We start from the raw sequence: 24,820 nt of genomic DNA, 5'->3' as shown, positions 1-24,820 counted from the left end.
TAGGAATTCCATGATAATTATGATATAATAACAAAATGAATTGAGGTGGAAAGATTATGAAATCAAAGATTTTAATTGTGGATGATGAGGAACATATTAGAGAGTTAATACGTTTTTATTTAGATAAAGAAGGATTTTCTGTTGTACAGGCAGCAAGTGGTCAAGAAGCATTGCAACTTTTAGAAAATGAATATATTGATTTGGCGATTGTTGATATTATGATGCCTGTGATGGATGGTTTTCAACTTGTTGAAGAAATGAAAGAAATGAAAGATATCCCTGTTATCATGTTAACAGCAAAATCACAGTCTGCTGATAAATTAAGAGGTTTTTCATTAGGAATTGATGATTATGTCACAAAGCCTTTTGATCCAGATGAATTATTGGCAAGAGTCAAAACAATCTTAAAAAGATATAGTATCAATAGTCAAAATATTGTGACTTTACATGATGTTGTTTTTGATGGTGATAAATATGAAATCCGTTATCATGATCAGACAATCCATTTACCATTAAAACAATTTGAATTGGCATTTGAACTGGCGAAAAATCCTAATCAGATTTTTACCCGAGAACAGCTTATTGAAAAAATATGGGGAATGGATTATGATGGGTTTGATCGTACAGTAGATGTTCATATTAAACGTATTCGTGAAAATCTGGGACATTTACCGGGTTTTAAAGTCGTAACAGTGAGAGGACTGGGGTATAAGATTGAGGTTGAACCATGAAATCCATTTATGGAAAATTGATTATTGGTTTTTTAGTCAGTATTTTATTTAGTTTTTCGATTGCTGGATATTTTTCATTACGTAAAAATGCGAATGAATTAGGATTGTTGGCTGTTGAAGAATTGCAAAATTCTACCGAATTAATAGAAGACTTTATGAATCTGATTGATTCAGATGATTTAGATAAAATCTTACAGGGGTATGCAGCCACTTCAGAAGTGAGTTTTTATATTGAATCCAATCAACAAAAATATATTTATGGAAACATGAAGGAACAGCATTTATCATTAAAGGATGTTGAGTTTTTAAAAGAAAATATTGGTCAAAGCATTGTTTTAAAAGATTCTTCTATTCGTATATTTGCAAAATCTATTCGTGTGAAGAATCAAGATTATATTGTTTATGTCCAAAAAGATATGAGTAAAAGAGAAATGATTTTTCTTGATTCTGCTTTGATTGCTGTATTTTGTATGTTGATTGCTGGAAGTATTACTTTTTTAGTGATTGCTGATATTATTGTCAAACCTATTTCTCGTTTAACAAAGGCTACCAATGAGTTATCTAAGGGGAATTATCGCGTGCGTGTCAATTATACAGGAAAAGATGAAATTGCTCGTTTAAATCGCAGTTTCAATCAAATGGCACAACAATTGGCTAAACAGGATGAAACACGTCAGCAATTTATTTCAGATGTTTCTCATGAATTTCAGACACCTCTTACAGCCATTCAAGGTTTTGCAACAATTTTAAAGAATGAACAGTTAAGTGATGAACAACGACAAAAATATGCTGATATTATCTTGTTTCATAGTAAACGTTTATCGACTTTATCTAAGAATATGTTACAGCTGACTTTATTAGAAGGTGAAGATGTGAAACTGGAAACAAGTGAATTTTCTTTGATTGAACAGTTAAATCGTGTGATTGAAACACAGGATAATTTTGCATTGAGTAAGAATATTGAAATTGAATTTGAAGTACCTAAAAATGATATCCGTATTGTTGGAGATGAATCACGTCTGGAACAGGTGTGGATTAATTTAATTAATAATGCGATTAAGTATACACAGGATGATGGTGTGGTTATGATTCATGTGAAAAAAACATCTAAAGAAGTAGAAGTGGCGATTGAAGATACGGGTGTAGGAATGAGTAAAGAAGCGATTTCACATATTTTTGAACGTTTTTATCGTCAAGATAAATCAAGAAGTGTAGAAGGAAATGGTTTGGGTTTATCAATTGTCAAAAGGATTGTTGATTTGCATCATGGACGTATTGATGTTGTTTCTCGTGAAGAAGGAGGCAGTCGTTTTACAGTTTATTTACCACAAAATAAAACATTTCATATTAGTGATAAGTTGATAAAAAAGGAAAATCATTCTTAGAAAGGAATTGATCTATGTATTTAAAAAGAATTGAATTACATGGTTTTAAATCATTTGCAGATAAATCAGTGATTGAATTTCAACCGGGTATTACAGGTATTGTAGGACCTAATGGTTGTGGAAAATCGAATATTAGTGATGCTGTAAGATGGGTTTTAGGTGAACAGTCAGTCAAATCACTGCGTGGGTCTAATATGTCCGATGTTATTTTTAATGGCAGTGAAGATCGTAAGGCTCAAAATGTTGCTGAAGTGACACTGGTTTTTGATAATGAAGATCGTTTCATGAATGTGGATTATAATGAAGTGGAGTTGACAAGACGTTTATATCGTCAAAATAATGAAGCAGAATATTTAATCAATAAAGAACCATGTCGTTTAAAGGATATAGTTGACTTGATTATGGATACGGGCTTAGGACGAGATTCACTTTCGATTATTTCACAGGGAAACATTTCAACTTTTGCTGATAGTAAGCCTGAAGAAAGACGTGGGATGTTTGAGGAAGCAGCGGGAGTTGCCAAGTATAAAAAAAGAAAATTGGAATCAATTAGAAAGCTGGAAAGAACAAAGGATAACTTAGATCGTGTTGAGGATATCTGCCTGGAGTTAGAAAAGCAGCTTTCACCTTTAAAACGTCAAAAGGAAAAAGCAGAAATTTATGTAGATTTAAAAAATCAGTTACAATCTGTTGAAGTCAGTGTACTGGTGAAGGGAATTGAAAGTTTATCAACGTCATTAAAAGATTTAAATCAGTCATTAGATTTATTAGATAAAGAGAAAGTAACGATTGAAGGGCAAATTTTAATCAATGAACAACAAAATGAGAGTTTAAAGAAAAAGATGTTTGATTTAGATCAGGAAGTGAATGCCTTGCAGGGTAAACTTTTAACGGCTATGAATAATGTAAATCAGCTGGAAACACAAAAAGTAGAAATTGATGCTAATCGTAAACATATTTTAGAAACAACGAATAAAGAAGATTTACAGGCACGTATAGAACAATTAAAAGCGATTTTACAGGATGCAATTAGTGAATACAATGATCGTGTTCATCGTTATAATGAAACCAAAGAAGAAAAGATGACATTGGAAGCAGCACAGGAAAAAAATCGTGCCCAAATGAATAATTTAAGACAGAGTATTGAAAATTTAAATCTTCAATTACATAATGATCGTCATCGTAAGGAACAGCTTGTGGATCAGATTGAAAATAAAACGGGTTATAGCTATGGGGTTCGTTCTATTATCAAAGCAAAAGATTCTATGCAGGGCATCGTCGGTGTTTTGGGTGATTTATTAGCAACAGATTCAAAATATGAAACAGCCTTATCTGTTGCCTTAGGGAGTGCTGTTCAATTTGTTGTCACTAAGCAAGATGAGGATGCCAGAAATGCGATTCGTTTTTTAAAGAATAATAAATCTGGTCGTGCCACTTTTCTTCCTATCACAACAATGAAAGAAAGACATTTGCGTGAAGAACATTTATTGGTTTGTCAAAATACAAAAGGTTTTTTAGGCGTTATGAGTGATTTTGTCAAATATCCTCAAGAGATTCAACGTATTGTTGATAATCAGTTAGGACATGTCATTGTGGCAGATACATTGGATCATGCTTCTCTGTTGTCAAAAGCAACATTTTCTAGATATAAAGTGGTGACTTTAGATGGCGAAGTGATTAATGTTGGTGGATCACTGACAGGAGGAAGTTTGAAACAGTCAACGTCTTTATTGACGAGTAAACGTGAACTGGAACTGTTAGTAGAAAAGATTCGTCAAAGTGAAAAAGATATGACTCAAAAGAAAGCCAAACTCAATGAATTAGATAATCTGGCAAGAGAAATCTCACATAATCTGCTTCAAAAACAAATGTCATTTGCAAAATTGGAACTTGTTGTCACAAACAAGAAAAGTGAACTGCAGATTGCAAAAAGTGAGTATGAAAGTTTAACTCATCAAAGTGTTGAATTGTCAGAGATGGAAAAAGGAACAGAAGATAATCATTTACTACAGGAATTAAATGAAGCAAAAAAGATACGAGATCGTTTAACGGAAAGTATTCAAGCTAAGCGTGAATTGCGTATGAGTTTTGTTAATGAAAATGATCAGCTGGAAGATGCTTTAAAGATGACACGTGCTCATTTAAGAGAAATACAGGCTGATATGACACAAAAGCAAGTGGATAAAGCCAAACAGGAAACAGAATTGAATAATCATTTACAACGTTTAAATGAAGAATATAAGATGACTTTTGAATTTGCTAAGGAAGAATATTCACAGGATGTTAATATGCAAAAAGCCAAAGAGGAAGTTCGTCTATTAAGACATCAGATTGAATCATTGGGACATGTGAATTTACAGGCAATAGAAGATTATCAGGAAGTTTCAACACGTTATGAAACATTAAATCATCAGCGTTTAGATTTGATTCACGCTCAAGATAGTATTTTAAAAGCTATTGATGAAATGGATGAGATTATGATTTCACGCTTCAGTGAAACTTTTGAAAAAATCAATCATGAATTTAATATTGTTTTTAGAAATTTATTTGGTGGTGGAAAAGCCAAGTTAAAATATAGTGATCCAGACAATATCTTAGAAACAGGGGTTGATATTGATGTTCAGCCACCGGGTAAAGCTGTTCAAAATATTACCTTGTTTTCAGGAGGAGAAAAGGCATTGATTGCAATTTCCTGTCTGTTTGCGATTTTACGTGTCAGACCGGTTCCAATGTGTATTTTAGATGAGGTGGAAGCTGCTTTGGATGTTGCAAACGTAGAACGTTTTGCAAAATATTTAAGAGAATTTTCGGGACAGACACAATTTATTGTTGTTACTCATCGTGAAGGAACAATGGAAGAATGTGATCTTTTATATGGGGCAACAATGCAACAAAAAGGTGTGACAAAATTAGTGAGTGTTAAATTAAAAGATGCAATTGATTTAGCACAAAATGCATCATAAAAATATTGACATATCATCAAGAAGTGTTATCTTAATGATATGTCAATCAACTTGAGGAGGATGTCTATGGGTTTTTTTAGTAAAATTAAAGAAACATTAGTGGGAAAGTCTGCCAAGCAAAATGATAAATATGTTGCTGGTTTAGATAAATCAAATACATCTTTTTCTTCAAAAATCAATGAATTAGCAGCACGTTATCGTGAAATTGATGATGATTATTTTGAAGAACTTGAAAATATTTTGATTATGAGTGATGTTGGTGTCAACATGGTGATGACAATTGTTGATGAAATCAAGAAGGAAGTACGTTTACAGAATATAAGGGATCCTAAGGAGATTAATGAAATTATTATTGATAAAATGTTTGTCATTTATGCTAATGATTCTTATATGACAACAAAGATTAATTATGACTCTGAGGATTTAACTGTGATTTTAATGATTGGTGTCAATGGGGCTGGAAAGACAACAACGATAGCAAAACTGGCTCATATGATGTTAAATGAAGGCAAAACGGTTATGGTTGCAGCTGGTGATACATTCAGAGCTGGAGCGATTGATCAGCTGGATGTCTGGGCCAAACGTTTAGGAATTGAATGTGTCAAAGGAAAAGAGGGTGGTGATCCATCTTCGGTTGTCTTTGATGCTTTAAAACGCGCTAAAGAAAAAAATATCGATGTTCTTATTTGTGATACAGCAGGACGTTTACAAAATAAAGTCAACTTAATGAATGAATTAGAAAAGATGAACCGTATCATTAAACGTGTTGTTCCTCAAGGACCACAGGAAACGTTATTGGTTATTGATGCCACAACAGGTCAAAATGGTGTTTCACAGGCACAGGAATTCTCTAAAATTACGAATATTACTGGTCTTGTTTTGACAAAGATGGATGGAACAGCCAAAGGAGGTATTGTTTTATCTATTAAAGATGCTTTGAATATTCCTGTTAAATTTGTTGGACTTGGAGAACAAATGGATGATTTACAGGAATTTGATCTTGAACAATATATTTATGGTTTATGTAAAGGATTATTGGAGAAATAAGATGACTGTGGATTTGGAAAAAACACAACGTGTGAATTTGTTGATGGATTGTTATGAAGATTTGTTGACAGATAAGCAAAGACAATATCTGTCTTTATATTATGAAGAAGATTTGTCTTTATCAGAAATCGCTGATGATTTTCATGTTTCTCGTAATGCTGTTTATGATCAATTGAAACGTGCAGTAAAAAGTTTAGAAGAATATGAAGCCAAACTTCATTTGATGGAGAAACATTTACAACGTATGGCTTTGATTGAAAAGATTGAAAATCAACAAATAGGTAGTGAGTTGCAGGATTATTTAGAAATGTTGAAGAAAATATAGGAGGATGAATTATGGCTTTTGAATCTCTTTCAGAAAGATTGCAGGAGAGCTTAAAAAAGATTAGAGGACAGGCGACTTTAACAGAAGAAAACATGGATGAAATGCTTCGAGAAATTCGTTTGGCATTACTTGAAGCAGATGTTAACTTTCAGGTTGTTAAAGAGTTTATTGCTAATACAAAAGAAAAGGCTTTAGGACAAGATGTACTGGGGTCATTAAAACCGGGACAGGTTGTTGTTAAAATTGTTCATGATGAACTGGTAGAATTATTAGGGACTACTGTTAGTGAATTGGATTTATCTTCTAAGCCTACTGTCATTATGATGGTTGGTTTACAAGGTTCAGGGAAAACAACAACATCTGGAAAAATCGCTAAATTACTGGCTCAAAAATATAGTAAAAATCCATTGCTGGTAGCTGCGGATATTTATCGTCCTGCAGCAGTAGATCAGTTAAAAACACTAGGAGAACAGCTAGATATTTCAGTGTTTGAAAAAGGAACTGATGTCAAAGCTGAACAAATCGTGAGTGAAGCTATGACATATGCTTCACAAAATCATCATGATGTGATTTTGATCGATACAGCAGGACGTTTACATATTGATGAACCTTTGATGAATGAATTACAAAATATTAAAGATATTGTTCATCCTAATGAAATTTTATTGGTTGTCGATGCTTTAACAGGACAGGATATTGTCAATGTTGCCCAATCATTCCATGATCATTTACAAATTACAGGGGCAGTTTTAACAAAATTAGATGGGGATTCTCGTGGTGGAGGTGCCTTATCTATTCGTCATATTACACATGTTCCTATTAAATTTATTGGGACAGGTGAAAAGTTAGATGCGATTGATTTGTTCTATCCTGATCGTATGGCTGATCGTATTTTGGGTATGGGGGATGTTGTTTCATTAGTTGAAAAAGTTCAAGATGTTTATGATGAAAAAGAAACAATGAAAACTTTTGAACGTATGAAACGTGGAACATTTGGCTTGGATGATATGCTTGAACAGATGCATCAAGTTCGTAAATTAGGACCTTTATCAGGTATTTTAAAGATGATTCCTGGAATGCCTAAAATGCCACAGATCAATGATGAAGATACTGATAAAAAGTTAAAAATGACAGAATCTATCATTTATTCGATGACGTTGGAAGAAAGACGTGATCCTTCTATTTTAAATGCCAAACGTAAAGAAAGAATTGCGAAAGGATGTGGAAGAAGCGTTGCAGATATCAATCGTCTTTTAAAGCAGTTTGAAGCTTCTAAACAGATGATGAAACAAATGGGTAATCTTGATCCAACAACAGGGTTACCTACGCAAAAGCCACAAAAACGTGCACCTATCAATCCTAATCGTAAAAAAGAAAGACATAAGAAGAAAAAGAAAAGATAGTCAAAAAGACTTATTGATGTTATAATCAATAAGTCTTTTATATAAATATGAATTTTGGAAATGGAGAATGTTTATCATGGAACAAAAGCGAGAATATGGTTTAACCCAGCAGGAGGTTTTCGAGCGTCAGCAAGCGGGTGCTGTTAATCAGCAACAAAAAACGATCAGTAAGAGTTATGCACAGATTTTTCGTGAAAATATATGTACATTATTTAATTTATTAAATGTTTTGATTGCGATTGCTTTAGCCCTTGTTGGAGCATGGTCAAATCTGGTTTTTATTGTTATTATTATTACGAATGTCTGTATTGGTATTATTCAGGAAATTCATGCTAAAAAACTGGTTGATGAATTATCGTTATTAATGATTCCTCATGTCAAAGTCTTAAGAGATCAAAAACAACAGACTATTGATGTCAACGAAATTGTTATGGATGATGTGATGGTTTTAGAGGCAGGAGATCAGATTTGTTGTGACAGTGTTGTGATTGATGGTGAGATTGAAGCCAATGAATCTTTATTGACAGGAGAATCTGATGCTATTCATAAAACAAAAGAAAGCAGTCTGCTTTCAGGAAGTAGTGTTATTAGTGGAAAATGTTATGCTCAAGTGATTCATGTTGGGGATGATAATTATACATCACGTTTAACAAATGAAGTCAAAAAGGCAAAGGAATTACAATCAGAGTTATTAAACTCAATGCGAAAAGTTACAAAAGTGACAAGCTTTATGATTGTCCCTTTAGGTATTATTTTGTTTTTAGAAGCTTATTTTTTAAGACATGATCTTTTATCAGAAGCCGTTATTAGTTCTTCAGCAGGATTGCTAGGAATGTTACCGAAAGGTCTTGTCTTATTAATGAGTGTTAGTTTAGCAGCTGGGGTTACTAAACTGGCAAAACAAAAAATATTGATTCAAGATATTTATTCTTTAGAAACATTGGCTCATGTCGATACTTTATGTTTGGATAAGACAGGGACAATTACTAATGGAAAAATGAAAGTTGAAAAAGTAGAGAATTTATCTACTCAACCTTCTCAACAATTTTTAGATTATTTTGGTTCTTATTTGCATTATAGTGATGATAATAATGCAACATATCAGGCGATATGTGAAGATTTCACATTGAATGACCATCATCTGCCAAGTCAGAAAGTTGCCTTTTCTTCACAGAGAAAATGGAGTGCTATGACTTTTGAGGGTTTTGGAAGCATTGTCATGGGAGCGCCAGAACGTTTGATGAAAGAATTACCTGCTTCTTTAATGCAGCAAATTGAATCTGGAAAACGTGTTATTATTATTGCTTATACTCAAAATATTGTTGATGCTAAAAAAACATTACCAGAAGTAACACCTATATTGGCGATTATTTTAACAGACATGATTCGTAAAGATGTAGAAAAAACATTAGCGTACTTTGATAGTCAAGGGGTTGATGTTAAAATCATTTCAGGAGATCATGTTTTGGCCGTTTCTAAAATTGCTCAAATGGCTGGGTTAAAAAATTATGATCGTTATATTGATATGAGTGAATATCAAAACGGACAAAGTCATATGGATGAATTGGTCAACCAATATTCTGTCTTTGGACGTGTGACACCTCAACAAAAGAAATGGCTGGTAGAAGCTTTAAAAAGACAGGGACATACTGTCGCAATGACAGGTGATGGTGTCAATGATATGTTGGCTTTAAAAGAAGCGGACTGTAGTATTGCGATTGCTGAAGGAAGTGAAGCAGTCAAACAGTTATCACAGATTGTTTTATTGAATTCAGAATTTTCATGTTTACCTCATGTTGTTTTAGAAGGACGTCGTGTTGTTAATAACTTAACAAGAGTTGCAAGTGTTTTCTTTATTAAAACCATATATTCTATTATTTTAACGATTGCCTGTGCTATCTGTAATATTCCATTTCCATTTATTCCTATTCAGATTACTTTGATTGACTTTGCTATTGAAGCTTATCCATCATTTTTAACATTATTAGAGCCTCAAACACACAAAATCAAAGGAAAATTTTTACCAACAGTTTTTAAAAATACAATTCCTCATGCTTCAGGTGTTTTATTGTGTTTCCTATTAATTTATACAGGACGTCCACTTTTCCATATTCCAATGGAACAAAGTGTAACAATGATGTATCTGGCACTGGCATGTATAAGTATGCAGGCAGTCATTGTCAGCAGTTTTCCAATGAATAAATTACGTCTGTTTGTCTGTGTGACAATGGTTTTAGGATTTATCTTGGCAATTATCTTGTTCCATCAGTTATTACATTTAACAATGTTGACATATGCTCAAATGATTTTAACAATCATCATTACATGTATTGGTCTATTATTTAAAGAAGTTGTAAGATATATCATTTCGCTAAAAACAAAAGATGTTAAGTAAAAATACTTGACAGATGATTTATATGTGTTATACTAGGAAAGCAAAATCAATAAATGGAGGAAAATTTAATGGCAGTAAAAATTAGATTAAAAAGAATGGGTGCAAAAAAATCACCATTTTATAGAATTGTAGCAGCTGATTCAAGAATGCCTAGAGATGGACGTTTCTTAGAACAATTAGGAACTTATGATCCTAGACAAAATCCAGCAGTTGTCACAATTAAAGAAGAAGAAACTTTAGCTTGGTTAAGCAAAGGTGCTCAACCATCTGATACTGTAAGAAACTTATTAAGCCAAAAAGGTATTATGAAAAAATTTGCTGATTTAAAAGCAAAAAAATAAGCTGGTGATAAAAAGTGGATTACGTCAAAACTTTACAGGATCTTGCAAGAGAACTTGTTGTTGAAAAAGATAAATTGGAAGTCAGACAGATGCCTTCATTAGATGAAGATACAATTGTATTATATGTCTATGCTTCAAAGAGTGATATTGCAAGACTTATTGGTAGAAAAGGTATGATGGCTAATTCTATACGTCAATTTATGTCAGTAAGTGGACGTTTAAATCATCAAAAATTAGACATCAAATTTGAATCTTATGGAGAATAGATGTGGTTGGCACATCTATTTTTTATATCAGGGAGGCTCATTATGGATCAAGTGATTGTGGGTAAAATTGTCAATACACATGGTATTAAAGGAGAATTAAAAGTGAAATCTTCAACGGATTTTGTGGCTGAAAGATTTGCGAGAGGAGCTCAGCTTTTTATTGATTATCAGGGACAAAAGATGGAAATGACTGTAGCTTCATATCGCATTCATAAAGGACATATTCTTGTGACTTTTGAAGGTTATCGTGACATTAATTTAGTTGAAAAGTATAAGGGATGTTTACTTTATGCGATGAAGGATGAAAGTCTGTTGGACGAAGATGAATATTATATTAGTGATATTATTGGATGCGAAGTCTATAATGATGGAAAATATATTGGGAAAGTTCAAGATGTTCAATTATATGATCATCATGATATTTTAGTTGTACAAGGTCAACAAAAAATCATGATTCCTTATGTGGATGCTTTTATAACAAATGAAGATATTGAACATCAACGTATCGATGTTCATTTGATTGAAGGTTTCTATGATGAAGATTGATATTCTTTCATTGTTTCCAGAGATGTTTGATGGCTTTTTAAAGACTTCTATTATCAAACGTGCTATTGATTCACAGGTTGTGGATGTTCATATTCATAATTTTCGTGAATTTGCTGATAATAAACATAAAAAAGTAGATGATTATCCTTATGGTGGAGGACAGGGGATGGTTTTGATGTGTCAACCTATTATTGATTGTTTAAAGACATTGACAACTCCTGACAGTCTTGTGATTTTAATGTCACCACAAGGTCAGACTCTCCATCAGCAGTTAAGTTATCAGTTGTCTTTGGAAAAACATCTTATCTTTATTTGTGGTCATTATGAAGGTTTCGATGAACGTATCCGTGATTATGTGGATATGGAGTTATCAATTGGTGATTATGTCTTAACGGGTGGAGAATTAGCCAGTATGGTATGCTGTGATGCGATTATTCGTTTATTAGATGGTGCTATTCGTGAAGCTTCACACGAAGATGATTCATTTAGTCAAGGGTTGTTAGAATATCCTCAATATACCCGTCCCTATGAATACGATGGCAATTGTGTTCCAGATGTTTTGATGAGTGGTCATCATGAAAATATTCGTCAATGGCGTTTAGAACAGTCTTTAAGAAAAACTTATCTCAAACGTCCAGATTTATTAAAAAATAGAGTGTTGAGTGATGAAGAATTGAAAATATTAGAGAAAATCACAAAAAAAGATTGATTTTCATGATGAAAAATGATAATATCTTTAAGTCTTTGGACGCAGAAGCTCCGCTGGTTACATAACGTATGAACTTCGTAGATAAATATTGTGAAGGAGGAAGTCATATCATGAATATGCAATTAGTACAAGAAATTACAAAAAAACAATTAAGAAATGACATTCCAGATTTTAAACCTGGAGATACTTTAAAAGTTTATGTTAAAATTCAAGAAGGTGACAAAACACGTACTCAGTTATTTGAAGGTGTTTGTATCGCTAGAAAAGGTGGAGGAATTTCTGAAACTTTTACAGTCAGAAAAATTTCTTACCAAGTTGGTGTAGAAAGAGTTTTCCCACTTCATTCACCAATTATTGATAGAATTGAAGTTGCTAAAATTGGTAAAGTACGTAGAGCTAAATTACATTACTTACGTGGATTATCTGGAAAAGCTGCAAGAATTAAAGAAATTCGCAAATAGGAAGTATGGGATTTTCCCATACTTTTTTTCTAGCCTTTTTGATTATTTAAAGTTATAATAAAAAGTGTTTGAATATGATACGAGGAGCGATAAGTGTGAATAAAAAGAAAATATATATTTCTCTTATTGAAATTATTGTTGTGATTGCACTGACAATTGGTATTTTTAAATTTGTCGTTATTCCTGTGAGAATAGAGGGCGTTTCAATGGAGAATACTCTCCATGATCACAGTATTGCTATGATTAATGCAACAGGTATTCAAGAAGATAATATTCAACGTTTTGATATCGTTGTTTTAAATAGTCAACAGTTGAATGAAAAAATCATTAAAAGAGTGATTGGTTTACCTAATGAAACAGTGAAGTTTATGAATGATGAATTGTATATTAATGGAAATCATATTGAACAAGATTTTTTAGATGATGATTTTGTTGAAAAAGCAAAAATGACTTATAATGTTGATCAATTTACTGATGATTTTGAAGTGACTTTAGCAGATGGTGAATATTTTGTAATGGGTGATAATCGTTTGCGTTCAACAGATTCAAGAGAATTAGGACCTTTTCGATTAGATGATATTGTTGGTATGAAAGGGTTAGTGATTTATCCTTTTTCTGATATTCAGTGGATTGATTAAGGAGGTGTCGTTATGGCTAATGAAAATACAAAAATGAATATTCATTGGTTTCCGGGTCATATGGCAAAAGCCAGAAGGGAAATCAGTGAAAAAATCAAAGTTGTTGATATTGTGATTGAACTGGTAGATGCACGTGCTCCGTATTCTTCTAAAAATCCAATGATTAATGAAATCATCAAAAATAAACCTCGTTTTATCATTTTAACAAAAAAAGATATGGCTGATGATCAATATACCAAACAATGGGTACAATATTATGAACAATGTGGTTATCAGGCTATGAGTGTGAACTTGAAAAATTTTAATGAATATCAAAAAATCATTGAAAAATGTCGTTATGTATTAAAGGATAAAATGGAAAAAGAAAAAGCCAGAGGTTTAAAACCACGTGCTATGAGAGCAATGGTGTTAGGAATACCTAATGTAGGTAAATCTACTTTTATTAATAGACTGGCTAATCGAAAGGCAACAGTCACGGGGAATAAACCGGGTGTGACAAAAGCACAACAAATCATTAGAGTTGCGAAAGATTTTGAATTGTTTGATACACCGGGTGTCTTGTGGCCTAAATTAGATGATGCACATGTTGCACAAAACATAGCTTTACTTGGTTCAATTAAACAAAGTATTTTACCTTTAGATGATTTATTTATTGCGGCCATGCGTTATTTATCTTTGCATTATCCTCAATTATTAAAAGACCGATATCAATTGGAAATTGATTTAGAAAATGAAAACTGGATTGTTGATGCATTTGATCATATTGCTAAAGTGAGAAAAATCAAACCTTTAAAAGGTGAAACGGATTATGATCGAGTTATGGTAGTTTTCTTCAGTGAAATTAATGATGGTAGTATTGGAAAAATCACTTGGGAGGATCTTTCATGTGTGAACGTTTAAAGTTTGAACAACAGGCTTATGATTTAGGAAAAAAATATATTGTAGGACTGGATGAAGCAGGACGTGGACCAATGGCAGGACCTTTAGTTGTAGGAGCAGTCATTTTCCCTCAAGGATATTATAATGATAAGATTAACGATTCTAAAAAACTTACTGAAAAAAAGCGTGAAGAACTCTATCAGATTATTATTCAAGAAGCATTGGCCTATCAGATTGAAATTATTGATGTTGCAGATGTAGATCGCCTTAATGTTTATCAAGCCAGTAAAAAAGGGATGATTGATGCGATTGATCATCTTTCTATTCGACCAGATTATGCTTTGACAGATGCTATGCCACTAGGTGATGTGATTGAACATCAGGCGATTGTCAAAGGGGATGCCAAGTCTTTGAGTATTGGTGCTGCCAGTATTTTAGCAAAAGTGACACGTGACCATATCATGAATGATTATGCCAAGATTTATCCCGAATATGGTTTTGAAAAACATAAAGGCTATCCCACAAAACAACATAAAGAAGCTTTAAAAGCATATGGAGTGACTCCTATTCATAGACGTTCTTTTCAGCCAGTTATTGAAATGTTAAATCAACAATTAAGTTTATTTGATGAATAATGGAAGAAAAAATATTTTTATTATTAAAGGAATTTAGTCAAAAAATAAAAACATTTTTAAACCATCAATATGTAGGAGTCTATTTGCACGGTTCTTTGGCACTTGGATGTTTTCATCCGCAAAAAAGTGATGTTGATGTATTACTGGTTGTAGAATATGCTTTATCTCGAAAGCAAAAAGAGAAACTTATGGAAGAAATTATTAAACTTCATAATCTTTTACCACATGGTTTAGAAATAAGTGTTGTTTTGAAACAGTATTGTCAAAATTTTGAGTATCCCACACCTTATGAATTGCATTTTTCCCCAATGCATTTATCAAAGTATCTTGATGATCCATTAGATTATATTTGTACAATGAATGGGATTGATCGAGATTTGGCAGCACATATGACGATTGTTTATCGTTTTGGAAAAGTTATTGGGGGACAAAATATTAAAGATGTTTTTTGTCCTGTTCCAGAAAAATATTATTTAGAGAGTTTATATTATGATATGGCAAGTTACATGCATGATGTGGAAAATCAACCTATGTATGTTATTCTTTCATTATGTCGTATTCTTGCTTACGTCAAGTCACATTTGTATTTGTCAAAGGAACAAGGGGCATTATACGCTTTAAAGTTTTTGCCTGAGAAAAATCATGCAATTATTTTACAGGCTTTATCATGTTATAGAGGAAATCAAACTATGCAAGTCAATGATGAAATAAGATTATTTGTTAAGAATGTTTCTTATATGATTCAAAACAACCAATAAAATGATGGTTGTTTTTAATTTTAAAAAAATTTTCATAGAAAAAAAGAAAAATACAAAATTTTTGCGTATATAAATAATAGGAGGGTAATTATATGGAAGAATTAGTATTGTATTTTTCTTTAAAGTATAATGGAGATTTTCAAAAAATCTATAATGCTTTAATGAATAAAGAAAGAGTGAATGAAAGATTAAAAGTGGAGTTAATAAAACAAATGAAATGTCAGTACATAACAATCTTTAGTGATGAGTATCCAGAGTTATTAAAACAGATTAACTGTCCACCATTTGTTTTATACTACTATGGTGATTTATCTTTGTTGAAAACAAAGACGATTGGTGTGGTAGGAATGCGTCAGATGAGTGATTATGGGAAACGTGCAACGCATCTTTTTGTGAAAGATTTGGTTCAAAATGGGTATACCATTGTCAGTGGAATGGCACGAGGTATTGATACAGTAGCTCATCAGAATGCGATTGCTTATGGTGGGAAAACAATTGCTGTTCTAGGAACTGGGATTGAATATTGCTATCCTAAGGAAAATGGATTGTTATATGAGGAACTGAAAGAACATCAATTGGTTTTAAGTGAGTATCCTTTTTATACGGCACCACAAAAGCGTCTATTTCCTTTTCGTAATCGTATTATTGCTGGCCTGTCCTATAGTTTATTGATTAGCGAAGCCAAACAGAAAAGTGGAACAATGATTACTGCAGGTTATGCTTTAGAACAGGGAAAGGAGATTTATTGTATTCCCGGACGTTTTGATGATTATGAAGGTTGTAATGAATTGATTAAACAGGGAGCCAGACTTGTTTCAAGTGCTCAGGATATTATGGAAGATGAAGATTATGGTTGACAAATTAGAAAAAAGACTTAATAATAGAAAACACGTAGGAGGTAATATGATGGGTAAGAATTTAGTGATTGTCGAATCACCTTCAAAATCAAAAACAATTCAAAAGTATTTGGGTGCTGATTTTGAAGTGACTTCATCAAAAGGACATATTAGGGACTTGGCAACCACTGGAAAAGGTGGTTTAGGAGTTGATGTGGAAAATGATTTTAAACCACATTATGTCATTAATAAGGATAAAAAAGATGTTGTTAAGGAATTGAAGAAATGTGTCAAAGAAGCAGATTATGTTTATTTGGCAACTGACCCTGACCGTGAAGGGGAAGCTATTTCATGGCATCTGGCTGAAGTTTTAGGCTTGGATGAAACTTTAACGAATCGTATCGTTTTTAATGAGATTACACATGATGCTGTTATTAATGCTTTAAAAAATCCTCGTACAATTGATCAGAATCTTGTGAAATCTCAGGAGACAAGAAGGGTTTTAGATCGTATTATTGGATTTAAACTTTCTAAATTATTACAAAAGAAGATTAAATCAAAATCAGCTGGACGTGTTCAATCAGTGGCATTGAGATTGATTTGTGAAAGAGAAAAAGAAATAGAAGCGTTTGTTCCAGAAGAATACTGGAAAGTCAAAGCTGTCTTTGAAAAAGATGATATCATGTTTGAAGCTGAATTGGCTAAACATAATCATCATAAGATTGAACTTCATAATGAAGAAGAAACAAATGCGGTATATGAATCTTTAAATAAAGAATTTATTGTTAGTGATGTTAAAAAATCACAAAAGAAACGTGCATCTAAACCACCGTTTATTACATCAACTTTACAACAGGAAGCTTCTTCTAAATTAAACTTTAAGGCAAAACGTACAATGATGATTGCTCAAAAGCTTTATGAAGGGGTAGATATTGGAAATGAAACAGTTGGTTTGATTACGTATATGAGAACGGATTCGATTCGTTTATCAGAAAGTTTTATTCATGAAACAAAGCAGTATATTAGTGAAAAATACGGAAAAGATTATGTAGGTAATGTCAAGGTTTCTAAGAAAAAAGAAAATGTCCAAGATGCCCATGAAGGAATTAGACCAACAAGTATTATGCGTACACCAGAAAGTGTGAAAGAATATTTAAGTCATGATGAATATAAATTATATGCTTTAATTTATGCTAGAGCGATGGCTTCTTTGATGGCACCGGCTAAGTTAAATGCAACAACACTTTCATTAGATAACAATGGCTATGAATTTAGAGCGAGTGGTTCGGTTATTCAATTTGATGGATATTTAAGAGTTTATGGAGCTTATGAAAAGCAAAATGATGAATTGCTTCCAGAAGTTGTGGTGGATGAAAAACTTTTAAGCCAAGATATTCAAAAGTCACAACACTTTACAAAACCACCAGCACGTTATAGTGAAGCAAAATTGATTAAAGAACTTGAAGATTTAGGAATTGGACGTCCAAGTACTTATGCAAGTATTATTGATACAATTGTGACAAGACAATATGTTGAAGTCATTGATAAGGCATTTAAACCTACTGAATCTGGTATTTTAACGAATGATAAACTGGTTGAATTTTTTGATAGTATTATTAATGTTGAATATACAGCACAAATGGAACAGGAGTTAGATGAAATTGCGGAAGGGCATGATGATTATGTACATGCTTTAACAACTTTTGAAGATAAGTTTGAACCATTACTTGCTAATGCTTATGAGAAAATGGAGCAGATTCAACCACAAAAAACAGGAGAAACGTGTCCAGAATGTGGTGGGGATTTAGTTATTCGTAAAGGAAAATATGGTTCATTTGTTGCTTGTTCAAATTATCCAACTTGTAAGTATATTAAAAAAGAGCCAGAAACGATTGAATATACAGGAGAAAACTGTCCAAAATGTGGTAGTCCAATGGTGTATAAGACAGGACGCTATGGCAAGTTTGAAGCTTGTTCTAATTATCCTGAATGTAAATATATTAAAAGTGAAAAGAAGAAAGCTGAACCAGTTATGACGGATGAAGTTTGTCCTAATTGTGGTAGTCCTATTGTCATTAAAAAAGGACGTTTTGGAGAATTTAAAGCTTGTTCAGCTTATCCAAAATGCAAAACAATTATTAAATAAAAGTCCCATATGGGACTTTTTAGAAAGGAAAAAATATGGAAAGAGTCAATATTATTGGTGGTGGATTAGCAGGAGTGGAAGCGGCACATCAGCTGATTTTACGTCAGATTCCTGTTCGCCTCTATGAAATGCGTCCACATCAGACAACGGGAGCTCATAAAACAGAATATTTTGCGGAACTGGTCTGTTCTAATTCATTAAGAGCGGATGGATTAAATAATGCAGTGGGTGTCTTAAAAAAAGAGATGGAAATGAATAACAGCCTCATTATCAAATTTGCAAGGGAACATCAAGTACCAGCTGGTGGTTCGCTGGCTGTTGACCGTGAGGGTTTTTCAAAAGCGATTACTGAATATATTGAATCTCAACCTCTTATTGAGATTGTAAGAGAAGAAGTTACTGAGATTCCAGCAGGACCGACAATCATTGCTTCAGGTCCGTTGACAAGTACTCATTTGTCACAAAAGATTCAAGATTTATTACAACAAGATTATTTCTATTTTTATGATGCGGCAGCTCCTATCATTGAAAAAGAAAGTATTGATTTTTCAAAAGCTTATATGAAATCTCGTTATGATAAAGGTGATGCCGAATATATTAATTGTCCAATGACCAAAGAAGAATTTGAAGCTTTTTATGATGCTTTAATCAATGCTGAAGTTGTCAAACCCAAAGATTTTGAAGAAAAGTTTTTTGAAGGTTGTATGCCTTTTGAAGAAATTGCCAGACGTGGTCAACAGACATTGCTTTTTGGACCAATGAAACCAGTAGGATTAGAAAAAGACGGACAAAGACCCTATGCGGTTGTTCAGTTAAGACAGGATAATGCAGTGGGTTCATTATACAACATCGTTGGTTTTCAGACACATTTAAAATGGGGAGAACAGGAACGTATTATTCATATGATTCCCGGTTTAGAAAATGCGAAAATTGTGCGTTATGGTGTGATGCATCGTAATTGCTTTATATGTTCGCCACGTTATCTTCGAGAAACTTATCAATTTATAAATCGTGATGATTTGTTTTTTGCTGGACAAATGACAGGAGTAGAAGGATATGTAGAGTCTGCGCAAAGTGGTATGGTTGCGGGAATGAATATGGCAAGATATTTACAAAAACAGCCACTGCTTATTTTCCCTCGTGAAACAGTGATGGGATCATTGGCTTATTATATTACACATGGGGATGAAAATAATTTTCAACCTATGAAAGCTAATTTTGGTATTTTGCCAGATCTTTTGACACGTGTGAAGAAAAAAGAACGTAAAGAAGCTTATGCAAATCGTGCAATAACAGTGATGGAGGATTTTTTAAGTCATGTCTGATTTTGCAAAAATGGCAAATGACTACTTGTCTTATTTACAATATGTCAAAAAGTATTCTGCTTTAACAGTTACGGGGTATCAAAGAGATATTTATGAATTTATTGACTATTGTCATCGTGAAGGTATAGAAAGCTTTGGGGCTGTTCAATATTCTTTTTTAAGAGGTTATCTGGCATATTTACATACTAAAAGTTTATCACCTAAAACGATTAATCATAAAATGAGCAGTTTAAGAGGATTATATCGTTATTTACAAAAAGAAGAATTGCTTGATGATAATCCATTCCTTTTGGTTGAGTCTTTAAAAGAACCACAGCGTCAACCAGACTTTCTTTATATGGATGAAATGCTGGATTTATTAGATAGTATTGATACACATACAGTTTTAGGGCGTCGTAATAAAGCTATGTTGGAATTGATGTATGCCTCAGGGCTACGTTGTCTGGAAGTCGTTGAAATGCAGTTGTCACAAATTGATTTTTCCAGACAGTTATTGTTTATTCATGGAAAAGGTGGGAAGGATCGTTATGTGCCTTTTCATGATTTGGCTGCCAAGTGGCTGAAAGATTATATTGAAAATGATCGTTATGAAATCATGATGAAAGCACATCAAGATCATAACTATGTATTTGTTAATAAATTAGGAAAACCACTTACAAATCGTGGTGTTGAAGATATTGTGGATCGGGTTGTAAAAAATTATGATCCAACTAAGAAGATTCATCCACATACGATTCGTCATTCTTTTGCGACTCATTTATTGGAACAGGGTCTTGATATTCGTGTTGTTCAAGAGTTGTTAGGACATGCCAATTTATCAACAACCCAAGTCTATACTCATATTACCAATCAGCATTTAAAAGAGGTTTATGATCATTCTCATCCAAGAAATCAATAAAGAAATGAGAATGTTTTAAAAAAATATTGACGATAAGATGATAAAATGATAATATACTCATGTTGTAGACCTCTAGCTACAACCGCACATGCAAGGTATTAAAGCATAGCTGCCTTGATTGGCGAGTCTGAGATTATTATAGAAAAGAAGGAGGTACATCATGTACGCAATTATTGAAACTGGTGGAAAACAATTAAAAGTTGAAGTTGGAGATACTATTTTTGTTGAAAAATTAGATGTTGCTGAAGGAGAAGAAGTTGTTTTAGATAAAGTTTTATTTATTGGAGATAAAACAAATAAAATTGGAAATCCTTATATTAAAGGAGCAACTGTAACAGCACAAGTTGAAAAACATGGAAAAGAAAAGAAAGTATTAATTTATAAATACAATCCTAAGAAACATTATCACAAAAAACAAGGACATAGACAACCTTATACAAAATTAGTGATCAAAGATATTAAAAAAACAGCTAGAAAAGCAAAACAAGAAGCTAGTGAAGCTGCTGAATAATGATTAAAGCAGTAATCAAAAAACATAATCAATCGATTGTGCAGGTGACTGTTTCAGGTCATGCACAAAGTGCTGAATATGGTAAGGATTTGGTATGTGCTGGTGTGAGTACAATTTGTGTTGGGATAGCGAACACTTTGGTTCAATATCAATTTTTATTACAGCATTTAGGAACAATAGATTTAAAAGAAGGATTGATTGATATAAAGGTTCATCAAGACAACGAACAGATTCAAGTGGTGCTAGGGACATTTGAAGTGATGCTGAAAACGGTTGAGGAATCTTATTCAAAATACATGAAAATTGAGAAGATGGAGGTATGAAACCATGATGTTTAAGTTAGATTTACAATTATTCGCTTCTAAAAAAGGGGTAGGATCAACAAAGAATGGTCGTGATTCTAAATCTAAAAGATTAGGAGCTAAATTATCTGATGGGCAATTCTGTACTGCTGGTTCTATCATTTACAGACAAAGAGGAACAAAAATTCATCCAGGTGTAAATGTTGGAAAAGGTGGAGATGACACTTTATTTGCAAAAGTAGATGGTGTTGTGAAATTTGAAAGAGATGGAAGATCAAGAAAGAAAGTTTCTGTTTACCCAGCTGCTTAATAGGAATCCCTTATAGAGGGGTTCTTTTTTTTGAAAAAAGAGAAAGAAGGTGAAAAGATGAAATTTATTGATAAGGTACATATATATGTTGAAGCTGGAAAAGGTGGCGATGGTGTTGTTGCTTTTCGTCGAGAAGCCTATGTTCCTAAAGGTGGTCCAGCCGGTGGTGATGGTGGAAAAGGTGGCAGTATCATTTTTGAAGCCACAACTTCTTTATCGACTTTATTGGATTTTAGATATCACCGTGAGTATAAAGCAAAAAATGGTGGTCAGGGAATGGCAAAAAAGATGCATGGAGCTGATGGGGCAGACATGATTTTAAAAGTTCCTGTAGGAACAGTTATTTATGATGAAGATAGTGGTCGTGTTCTGGCGGATTTAACACAAGATAAACAAAGAGCTGTTATCGCTAAAGGTGGACGTGGTGGACGTGGAAATGCCCGTTTTGCGACAAGCCGTAATCCAGCTCCAACTATTTGTGAACATGGAGAACCAGGTGAAAAATACAATTTAATCTGTGAGTTAAAATTACTTGCAGATGTGGGATTAGTAGGTTTTCCATCAGTTGGGAAATCAACGCTTCTATCAGTTGTAACACGTGCTAGACCAGAAATTGCTGATTATCATTTTACGACGATTGTACCTAATTTAGGTGTAGCACAGTCGAAAGATGGTCGTTCATTTGTCATGGCTGACTTACCGGGATTAATTGAAGGAGCCAGTCAAGGAAAAGGGTTAGGTCATCAATTTTTACGTCATATTGAAAGATGTCGTGTGATTGTTCATGTGATTGATATGGGTGGTAGTGAAGGTCGTGATCCTTATGAGGATTATCTGGCTATTAATAAAGAATTAGGTGAATATAAATATCGTTTATTGGAAAGACCTCAGATTATTGTGGCTAATAAGATGGATGAACCTGAAGCCGAAGAAAATTTAAAACGTTTTAAAGAGCAACTTGGTGAAGATATTCCTGTTTTTCCTGTGATTGCGTTGATTCAAGAAGGTGTAGACATGGTTTTATATGCGATTGCTGATTTATTGGACCGTACACCATCATTTGCTTCTCAAGACGAGGAAGTAGAAAATACTGTTTTATATACATATCAAAAACCAGATGAAATTGGATTTGAAATTCATAATATGGGTAATGGTCAATGGCACGTAACAGGTGAACGTGTTGAAAAAATTGTTCAGATGGCTTCACTGGGAAGTGATGACGGTATCAAACGCTTTGCTCAAAAGATGCGTCATATTGGTTTGGATGATGCTTTGCGTGTAGCTGGTGTTCAGGCAGGAGATACTGTATCTATTTTAGATTTTGAATTTGAATTTTATGAATAAAAATGAGAAAAAATGTTTCTCATTTTTTATTTGCCTTAAAAGTGTGCTATAATGATGAGGATATTATGAAATGGGAGTTTTAATATGTATAGTTATATAAAAGGTATTATTGTGGATATGCGTCAAGATCATATTGTTGTTGATAATCAAGGAATCGGATATTTGATTTATGTTTCCAATCCTTATCAGTTTCAGCGTGGTAAAGAAACATTGGTCTATGTTTATCAGCAGGTCAAAGAAGATGGCATTGCTCTTTTTGGCTTTTTGACACTGGAAGAAAAAGATTTATTTTTAAAGCTGATTCTTGTAAAAGGCATTGGTTGTAAAACAGCCATTGGTATTTTAGCAACTGGAGATGTTCAGGCCATTATATCAGCTATTGAATCTAAGAATATTAGTTATTTAAGAAAGATTCCGGGTATCGGACTAAAGGCAGCACAACAGATTGTTTTAGATTTACAAGGTAAATTTGATGTACAGATATCTCCAATGCTTATGACATCAGTAGAGTTTGATGAAGCAATTGAAGTTTTAATTGCACTGGGATATAAGAAACAGGATGTGGATCGTGTGATGAATACGCTTGTTCATGAAACGTTGGATACAAATGGTTATGTAAAAAAAGCATTAGGTTTATTAGTAAAATTATAGGAGGGTCGCTATGGATTTGAATGAACGTATTTTAGATACAAATGAACATATTGAAGATGAAGAAAATCAGTTAAGACCACAATCCTTTGATGAATATATTGGTCAGACTGATTTAAAAAAGAATCTCAAGGTTTTTGTTGGAGCAGCTAAATTAAGAAATGAAACTTTAGATCATGTGTTATTATATGGTCCACCCGGTTTAGGAAAAACAACGATGTCAATGATTATAGCTAATGAAATGGGGACACATTTGAAAGCCACAACGGGACCAAGTATTGAAAAGACTGGTGATCTGGTTGCTATTTTGACATCATTGGAACCGGGCGATGTTTTATTTATTGATGAAATTCATCGTTTAAATAAAGTTGTTGAAGAAATTCTATATCCAGCGATGGAAGATTTTTATGTCGATGTTGTGATTGGTAAAGAAGCTTCTACACGTTCCATTAGAATTGATTTACCTCCTTTTACATTGGTTGGAGCGACAACACGAGCTGGAGATTTGTCTGCTCCCTTAAGGGATCGTTTTGGTATTGTATCTAAACTTGAATATTATAATGAAAGTGAATTGACAGCGATCATTGATCGTACGAGCCAAGTTTATCATATGGATATGGATGAACAAGCCAAAAGAGAACTAGCCAGACGTTCACGTGGGACACCACGTATTGCTAATCGTTTGTTCCGTCGTGTCAGAGATTTTGCTCAATACAATGGGGATGATACGATTACGAAATCAAGAACAATTGAAGCGTTACAATCTTTAAAAGTTGATGAGCTGGGACTGGATGATGTGGATCATAAATATCTATTAGGAATTATTCAACGTTTTCGTGGTGGACCGGTTGGTTTAGAAGCTATTGCTGCCAGTATTGGCGAAGAACCACTAACATTGGAAGATGTCTATGAACCTTATCTCTTACAAAAAGGTTTAATTAAAAGAACACCAAGAGGGCGTGTTGTTACAGAATTGGCGTATCAGCATTTTCATATTTCAAAAGAATCTTAGGATTCT

General features: G+C 33.2%; 26 protein-coding genes and 1 other annotated feature. All 26 genes read left to right on the top strand.

Translation table 11 applies throughout. The features are described from left to right. Positions 1–56 precede the first annotated feature (56 nt). The 26 genes from KEC48_RS05680 to ruvB all read left to right on the top strand — a co-directional run bounded on the left by KEC48_RS05680 (position 57) and on the right by ruvB (position 24,814). Positions 57–731 (top strand): response regulator transcription factor, encoded by a 675-nt coding sequence (locus KEC48_RS05680; RefSeq protein ID WP_087357381.1) that lies wholly within the window; start codon positions 57–59, stop codon positions 729–731. After that, positions 728–2,116 (top strand): HAMP domain-containing sensor histidine kinase, encoded by a 1,389-nt coding sequence (locus tag KEC48_RS05675; RefSeq protein WP_205088905.1) that lies wholly within the window; start codon positions 728–730, stop codon positions 2,114–2,116. Before KEC48_RS05680 ends, KEC48_RS05675 begins: the two co-directional genes overlap by 4 nt. A gap of 14 nt (positions 2,117–2,130) precedes the next feature. Continuing rightward, positions 2,131–5,079 carry a chromosome segregation protein SMC gene (locus tag KEC48_RS05670; protein ID WP_211964839.1) on the top strand — a complete coding sequence of 983 codons (2,949 nt, stop codon included), beginning with the start codon at positions 2,131–2,133 and terminating at the stop codon, positions 5,077–5,079. A gap of 66 nt (positions 5,080–5,145) precedes the next feature. Continuing rightward, a complete protein-coding gene (gene ftsY / locus KEC48_RS05665; protein WP_211964837.1) occupies positions 5,146–6,126 on the top strand; it encodes a signal recognition particle-docking protein FtsY in 981 nt (326 codons plus the stop codon). After that, the gene (ylxM, locus tag KEC48_RS05660) at positions 6,095–6,451 is read left to right on the top strand and encodes a YlxM family DNA-binding protein (protein ID WP_211964835.1); all 357 of its coding nucleotides are present in this window, start codon (positions 6,095–6,097) and stop codon (positions 6,449–6,451) included. The genes ftsY and ylxM overlap by 32 nt, the downstream gene beginning before the upstream one ends. Before the next feature lie 11 nt (positions 6,452–6,462). After that, a complete protein-coding gene (gene ffh, locus KEC48_RS05655; RefSeq protein WP_087357376.1) occupies positions 6,463–7,854 on the top strand; it encodes a signal recognition particle protein in 1,392 nt (463 codons plus the stop codon). Between the two features lie 76 nt (positions 7,855–7,930). Then, positions 7,931–10,249, top strand: coding sequence for a cation-translocating P-type ATPase (locus KEC48_RS05650; protein WP_211964833.1), 2,319 nt, complete (start codon positions 7,931–7,933; stop codon positions 10,247–10,249). A gap of 68 nt (positions 10,250–10,317) precedes the next feature. After that, positions 10,318–10,590, top strand: a complete 273-nt coding sequence (rpsP, locus tag KEC48_RS05645) for a 30S ribosomal protein S16 (protein WP_087357374.1) — start codon at positions 10,318–10,320, stop codon at positions 10,588–10,590. Between the two features lie 14 nt (positions 10,591–10,604). Then, positions 10,605–10,856 carry a KH domain-containing protein gene (locus KEC48_RS05640; RefSeq protein ID WP_087357373.1) on the top strand — a complete coding sequence of 84 codons (252 nt, stop codon included), beginning with the start codon at positions 10,605–10,607 and terminating at the stop codon, positions 10,854–10,856. A 42-nt stretch (positions 10,857–10,898) separates the two neighbouring features. Next, positions 10,899–11,402: a ribosome maturation factor RimM gene (gene rimM, locus KEC48_RS05635; protein ID WP_211964831.1), complete on the top strand. Its 504-nt coding sequence runs from the start codon at positions 10,899–10,901 to the stop codon at positions 11,400–11,402. Continuing rightward, positions 11,392–12,111, top strand: coding sequence for a tRNA (guanosine(37)-N1)-methyltransferase TrmD (gene trmD, locus KEC48_RS05630; protein WP_087357431.1), 720 nt, complete (start codon positions 11,392–11,394; stop codon positions 12,109–12,111). Before rimM ends, trmD begins: the two co-directional genes overlap by 11 nt. A 116-nt stretch (positions 12,112–12,227) precedes the next feature. Next, positions 12,228–12,572 (top strand): 50S ribosomal protein L19, encoded by a 345-nt coding sequence (gene rplS / locus KEC48_RS05625; protein WP_164483533.1) that lies wholly within the window; start codon positions 12,228–12,230, stop codon positions 12,570–12,572. A 95-nt stretch (positions 12,573–12,667) separates the two neighbouring features. Next, positions 12,668–13,210 carry a signal peptidase I gene (lepB, locus tag KEC48_RS05620; RefSeq protein ID WP_211964829.1) on the top strand — a complete coding sequence of 181 codons (543 nt, stop codon included), beginning with the start codon at positions 12,668–12,670 and terminating at the stop codon, positions 13,208–13,210. Positions 13,211–13,222: 12 nt separating this feature from the next. Further along, positions 13,223–14,110, top strand: coding sequence for a ribosome biogenesis GTPase YlqF (gene ylqF / locus KEC48_RS05615; protein WP_211964827.1), 888 nt, complete (start codon positions 13,223–13,225; stop codon positions 14,108–14,110). Further along, a complete protein-coding gene (locus KEC48_RS05610; RefSeq protein ID WP_211964825.1) occupies positions 14,095–14,724 on the top strand; it encodes a ribonuclease HII in 630 nt (209 codons plus the stop codon). Before ylqF ends, KEC48_RS05610 begins: the two co-directional genes overlap by 16 nt. Next, complete coding sequence (locus tag KEC48_RS05605; RefSeq protein WP_211964823.1) at positions 14,724–15,482, top strand: aminoglycoside adenylyltransferase domain-containing protein; 759 nt, start codon at positions 14,724–14,726, stop codon at positions 15,480–15,482. Before KEC48_RS05610 ends, KEC48_RS05605 begins: the two co-directional genes overlap by 1 nt. 92 nt (positions 15,483–15,574) lie before the next feature. Further along, positions 15,575–16,339 (top strand): DNA-processing protein DprA, encoded by a 765-nt coding sequence (gene dprA / locus KEC48_RS05600; RefSeq protein ID WP_211964821.1) that lies wholly within the window; start codon positions 15,575–15,577, stop codon positions 16,337–16,339. A gap of 49 nt (positions 16,340–16,388) precedes the next feature. Next, the gene (topA, locus tag KEC48_RS05595; RefSeq protein WP_211964819.1) at positions 16,389–18,464 is read left to right on the top strand and encodes a type I DNA topoisomerase; all 2,076 of its coding nucleotides are present in this window, start codon (positions 16,389–16,391) and stop codon (positions 18,462–18,464) included. Between the two features lie 35 nt (positions 18,465–18,499). Next, positions 18,500–19,789, top strand: a complete 1,290-nt coding sequence (gene trmFO / locus KEC48_RS05590) for a methylenetetrahydrofolate--tRNA-(uracil(54)-C(5))-methyltransferase (FADH(2)-oxidizing) TrmFO (RefSeq protein ID WP_087357368.1) — start codon at positions 18,500–18,502, stop codon at positions 19,787–19,789. Beyond that, positions 19,782–20,687: a tyrosine recombinase XerC gene (locus KEC48_RS05585; RefSeq protein ID WP_087357367.1), complete on the top strand. Its 906-nt coding sequence runs from the start codon at positions 19,782–19,784 to the stop codon at positions 20,685–20,687. Before trmFO ends, KEC48_RS05585 begins: the two co-directional genes overlap by 8 nt. Positions 20,688–20,757: 70 nt before the next feature. After that, positions 20,758–20,826 (top strand) — a sequence feature (ribosomal protein L21 leader region). Between the two features lie 21 nt (positions 20,827–20,847). Beyond that, positions 20,848–21,198 (top strand): 50S ribosomal protein L21, encoded by a 351-nt coding sequence (rplU, locus tag KEC48_RS05580; protein ID WP_087357366.1) that lies wholly within the window; start codon positions 20,848–20,850, stop codon positions 21,196–21,198. Continuing rightward, positions 21,198–21,521, top strand: coding sequence for a ribosomal-processing cysteine protease Prp (locus KEC48_RS05575; RefSeq protein ID WP_087357365.1), 324 nt, complete (start codon positions 21,198–21,200; stop codon positions 21,519–21,521). The genes rplU and KEC48_RS05575 overlap by 1 nt, the downstream gene beginning before the upstream one ends. 7 nt (positions 21,522–21,528) lie before the next feature. Then, positions 21,529–21,810 carry a 50S ribosomal protein L27 gene (gene rpmA / locus KEC48_RS05570; RefSeq protein ID WP_205088962.1) on the top strand — a complete coding sequence of 94 codons (282 nt, stop codon included), beginning with the start codon at positions 21,529–21,531 and terminating at the stop codon, positions 21,808–21,810. Between the two features lie 57 nt (positions 21,811–21,867). Beyond that, positions 21,868–23,154 carry a GTPase ObgE gene (obgE, locus tag KEC48_RS05565; RefSeq protein WP_087357428.1) on the top strand — a complete coding sequence of 429 codons (1,287 nt, stop codon included), beginning with the start codon at positions 21,868–21,870 and terminating at the stop codon, positions 23,152–23,154. 84 nt (positions 23,155–23,238) lie between these two features. Further along, complete coding sequence (gene ruvA / locus KEC48_RS05560; RefSeq protein WP_211964817.1) at positions 23,239–23,805, top strand: Holliday junction branch migration protein RuvA; 567 nt, start codon at positions 23,239–23,241, stop codon at positions 23,803–23,805. A 10-nt stretch (positions 23,806–23,815) separates the two neighbouring features. Beyond that, a complete protein-coding gene (ruvB, locus tag KEC48_RS05555; RefSeq protein WP_087357362.1) occupies positions 23,816–24,814 on the top strand; it encodes a Holliday junction branch migration DNA helicase RuvB in 999 nt (332 codons plus the stop codon). Positions 24,815–24,820 lie beyond the last annotated feature (6 nt).

Origin of the sequence: Clostridium sp. C1, from assembly GCF_018223625.1 — a bacterium.
GTDB lineage: Bacteria > Bacillota_I > Bacilli_A > Erysipelotrichales > Coprobacillaceae > Allocoprobacillus.
Note: the sequence above shows the minus strand (reverse complement) of the source record. Positions and strands in the feature narration are given on the sequence as shown.

Excerpts from the sequence above, each read along its gene's own strand:
- trmD (WP_087357431.1), top strand. The coding sequence starts at position 11,392 with ATGAAGATTGATATTCTTTCATTGTTTCCAGAGATGTTTGATGGCTTT.
- KEC48_RS05610 (WP_211964825.1), top strand. The coding sequence starts at position 14,095 with ATGTGTGAACGTTTAAAGTTTGAACAACAGGCTTATGATTTAGGAAAA.
- KEC48_RS05575 (WP_087357365.1), top strand. The coding sequence starts at position 21,198 with ATGATTAAAGCAGTAATCAAAAAACATAATCAATCGATTGTGCAGGTG.
- rpmA (WP_205088962.1), top strand. The coding sequence starts at position 21,529 with ATGTTTAAGTTAGATTTACAATTATTCGCTTCTAAAAAAGGGGTAGGA.
- KEC48_RS05675 (WP_205088905.1), top strand. The coding sequence starts at position 728 with ATGAAATCCATTTATGGAAAATTGATTATTGGTTTTTTAGTCAGTATT.
- topA (WP_211964819.1), top strand. The coding sequence starts at position 16,389 with ATGGGTAAGAATTTAGTGATTGTCGAATCACCTTCAAAATCAAAAACA.
- ftsY (WP_211964837.1), top strand. The coding sequence starts at position 5,146 with ATGGGTTTTTTTAGTAAAATTAAAGAAACATTAGTGGGAAAGTCTGCC.
- KEC48_RS05650 (WP_211964833.1), top strand. The coding sequence starts at position 7,931 with ATGGAACAAAAGCGAGAATATGGTTTAACCCAGCAGGAGGTTTTCGAG.
- rimM (WP_211964831.1), top strand. The coding sequence starts at position 10,899 with ATGGATCAAGTGATTGTGGGTAAAATTGTCAATACACATGGTATTAAA.
- KEC48_RS05680 (WP_087357381.1), top strand. The coding sequence starts at position 57 with ATGAAATCAAAGATTTTAATTGTGGATGATGAGGAACATATTAGAGAG.
- rplU (WP_087357366.1), top strand. The coding sequence starts at position 20,848 with ATGTACGCAATTATTGAAACTGGTGGAAAACAATTAAAAGTTGAAGTT.
- ylqF (WP_211964827.1), top strand. The coding sequence starts at position 13,223 with ATGGCTAATGAAAATACAAAAATGAATATTCATTGGTTTCCGGGTCAT.
- obgE (WP_087357428.1), top strand. The coding sequence starts at position 21,868 with ATGAAATTTATTGATAAGGTACATATATATGTTGAAGCTGGAAAAGGT.
- dprA (WP_211964821.1), top strand. The coding sequence starts at position 15,575 with ATGGAAGAATTAGTATTGTATTTTTCTTTAAAGTATAATGGAGATTTT.
- KEC48_RS05670 (WP_211964839.1), top strand. The coding sequence starts at position 2,131 with ATGTATTTAAAAAGAATTGAATTACATGGTTTTAAATCATTTGCAGAT.
- ffh (WP_087357376.1), top strand. The coding sequence starts at position 6,463 with ATGGCTTTTGAATCTCTTTCAGAAAGATTGCAGGAGAGCTTAAAAAAG.
- ruvB (WP_087357362.1), top strand. The coding sequence starts at position 23,816 with ATGGATTTGAATGAACGTATTTTAGATACAAATGAACATATTGAAGAT.
- KEC48_RS05605 (WP_211964823.1), top strand. The coding sequence starts at position 14,724 with ATGGAAGAAAAAATATTTTTATTATTAAAGGAATTTAGTCAAAAAATA.
- rplS (WP_164483533.1), top strand. The coding sequence starts at position 12,228 with ATGCAATTAGTACAAGAAATTACAAAAAAACAATTAAGAAATGACATT.
- rpsP (WP_087357374.1), top strand. The coding sequence starts at position 10,318 with ATGGCAGTAAAAATTAGATTAAAAAGAATGGGTGCAAAAAAATCACCA.
- ylxM (WP_211964835.1), top strand. The coding sequence starts at position 6,095 with ATGGTTTATGTAAAGGATTATTGGAGAAATAAGATGACTGTGGATTTG.
- ruvA (WP_211964817.1), top strand. The coding sequence starts at position 23,239 with ATGTATAGTTATATAAAAGGTATTATTGTGGATATGCGTCAAGATCAT.
- trmFO (WP_087357368.1), top strand. The coding sequence starts at position 18,500 with ATGGAAAGAGTCAATATTATTGGTGGTGGATTAGCAGGAGTGGAAGCG.
- KEC48_RS05585 (WP_087357367.1), top strand. The coding sequence starts at position 19,782 with ATGTCTGATTTTGCAAAAATGGCAAATGACTACTTGTCTTATTTACAA.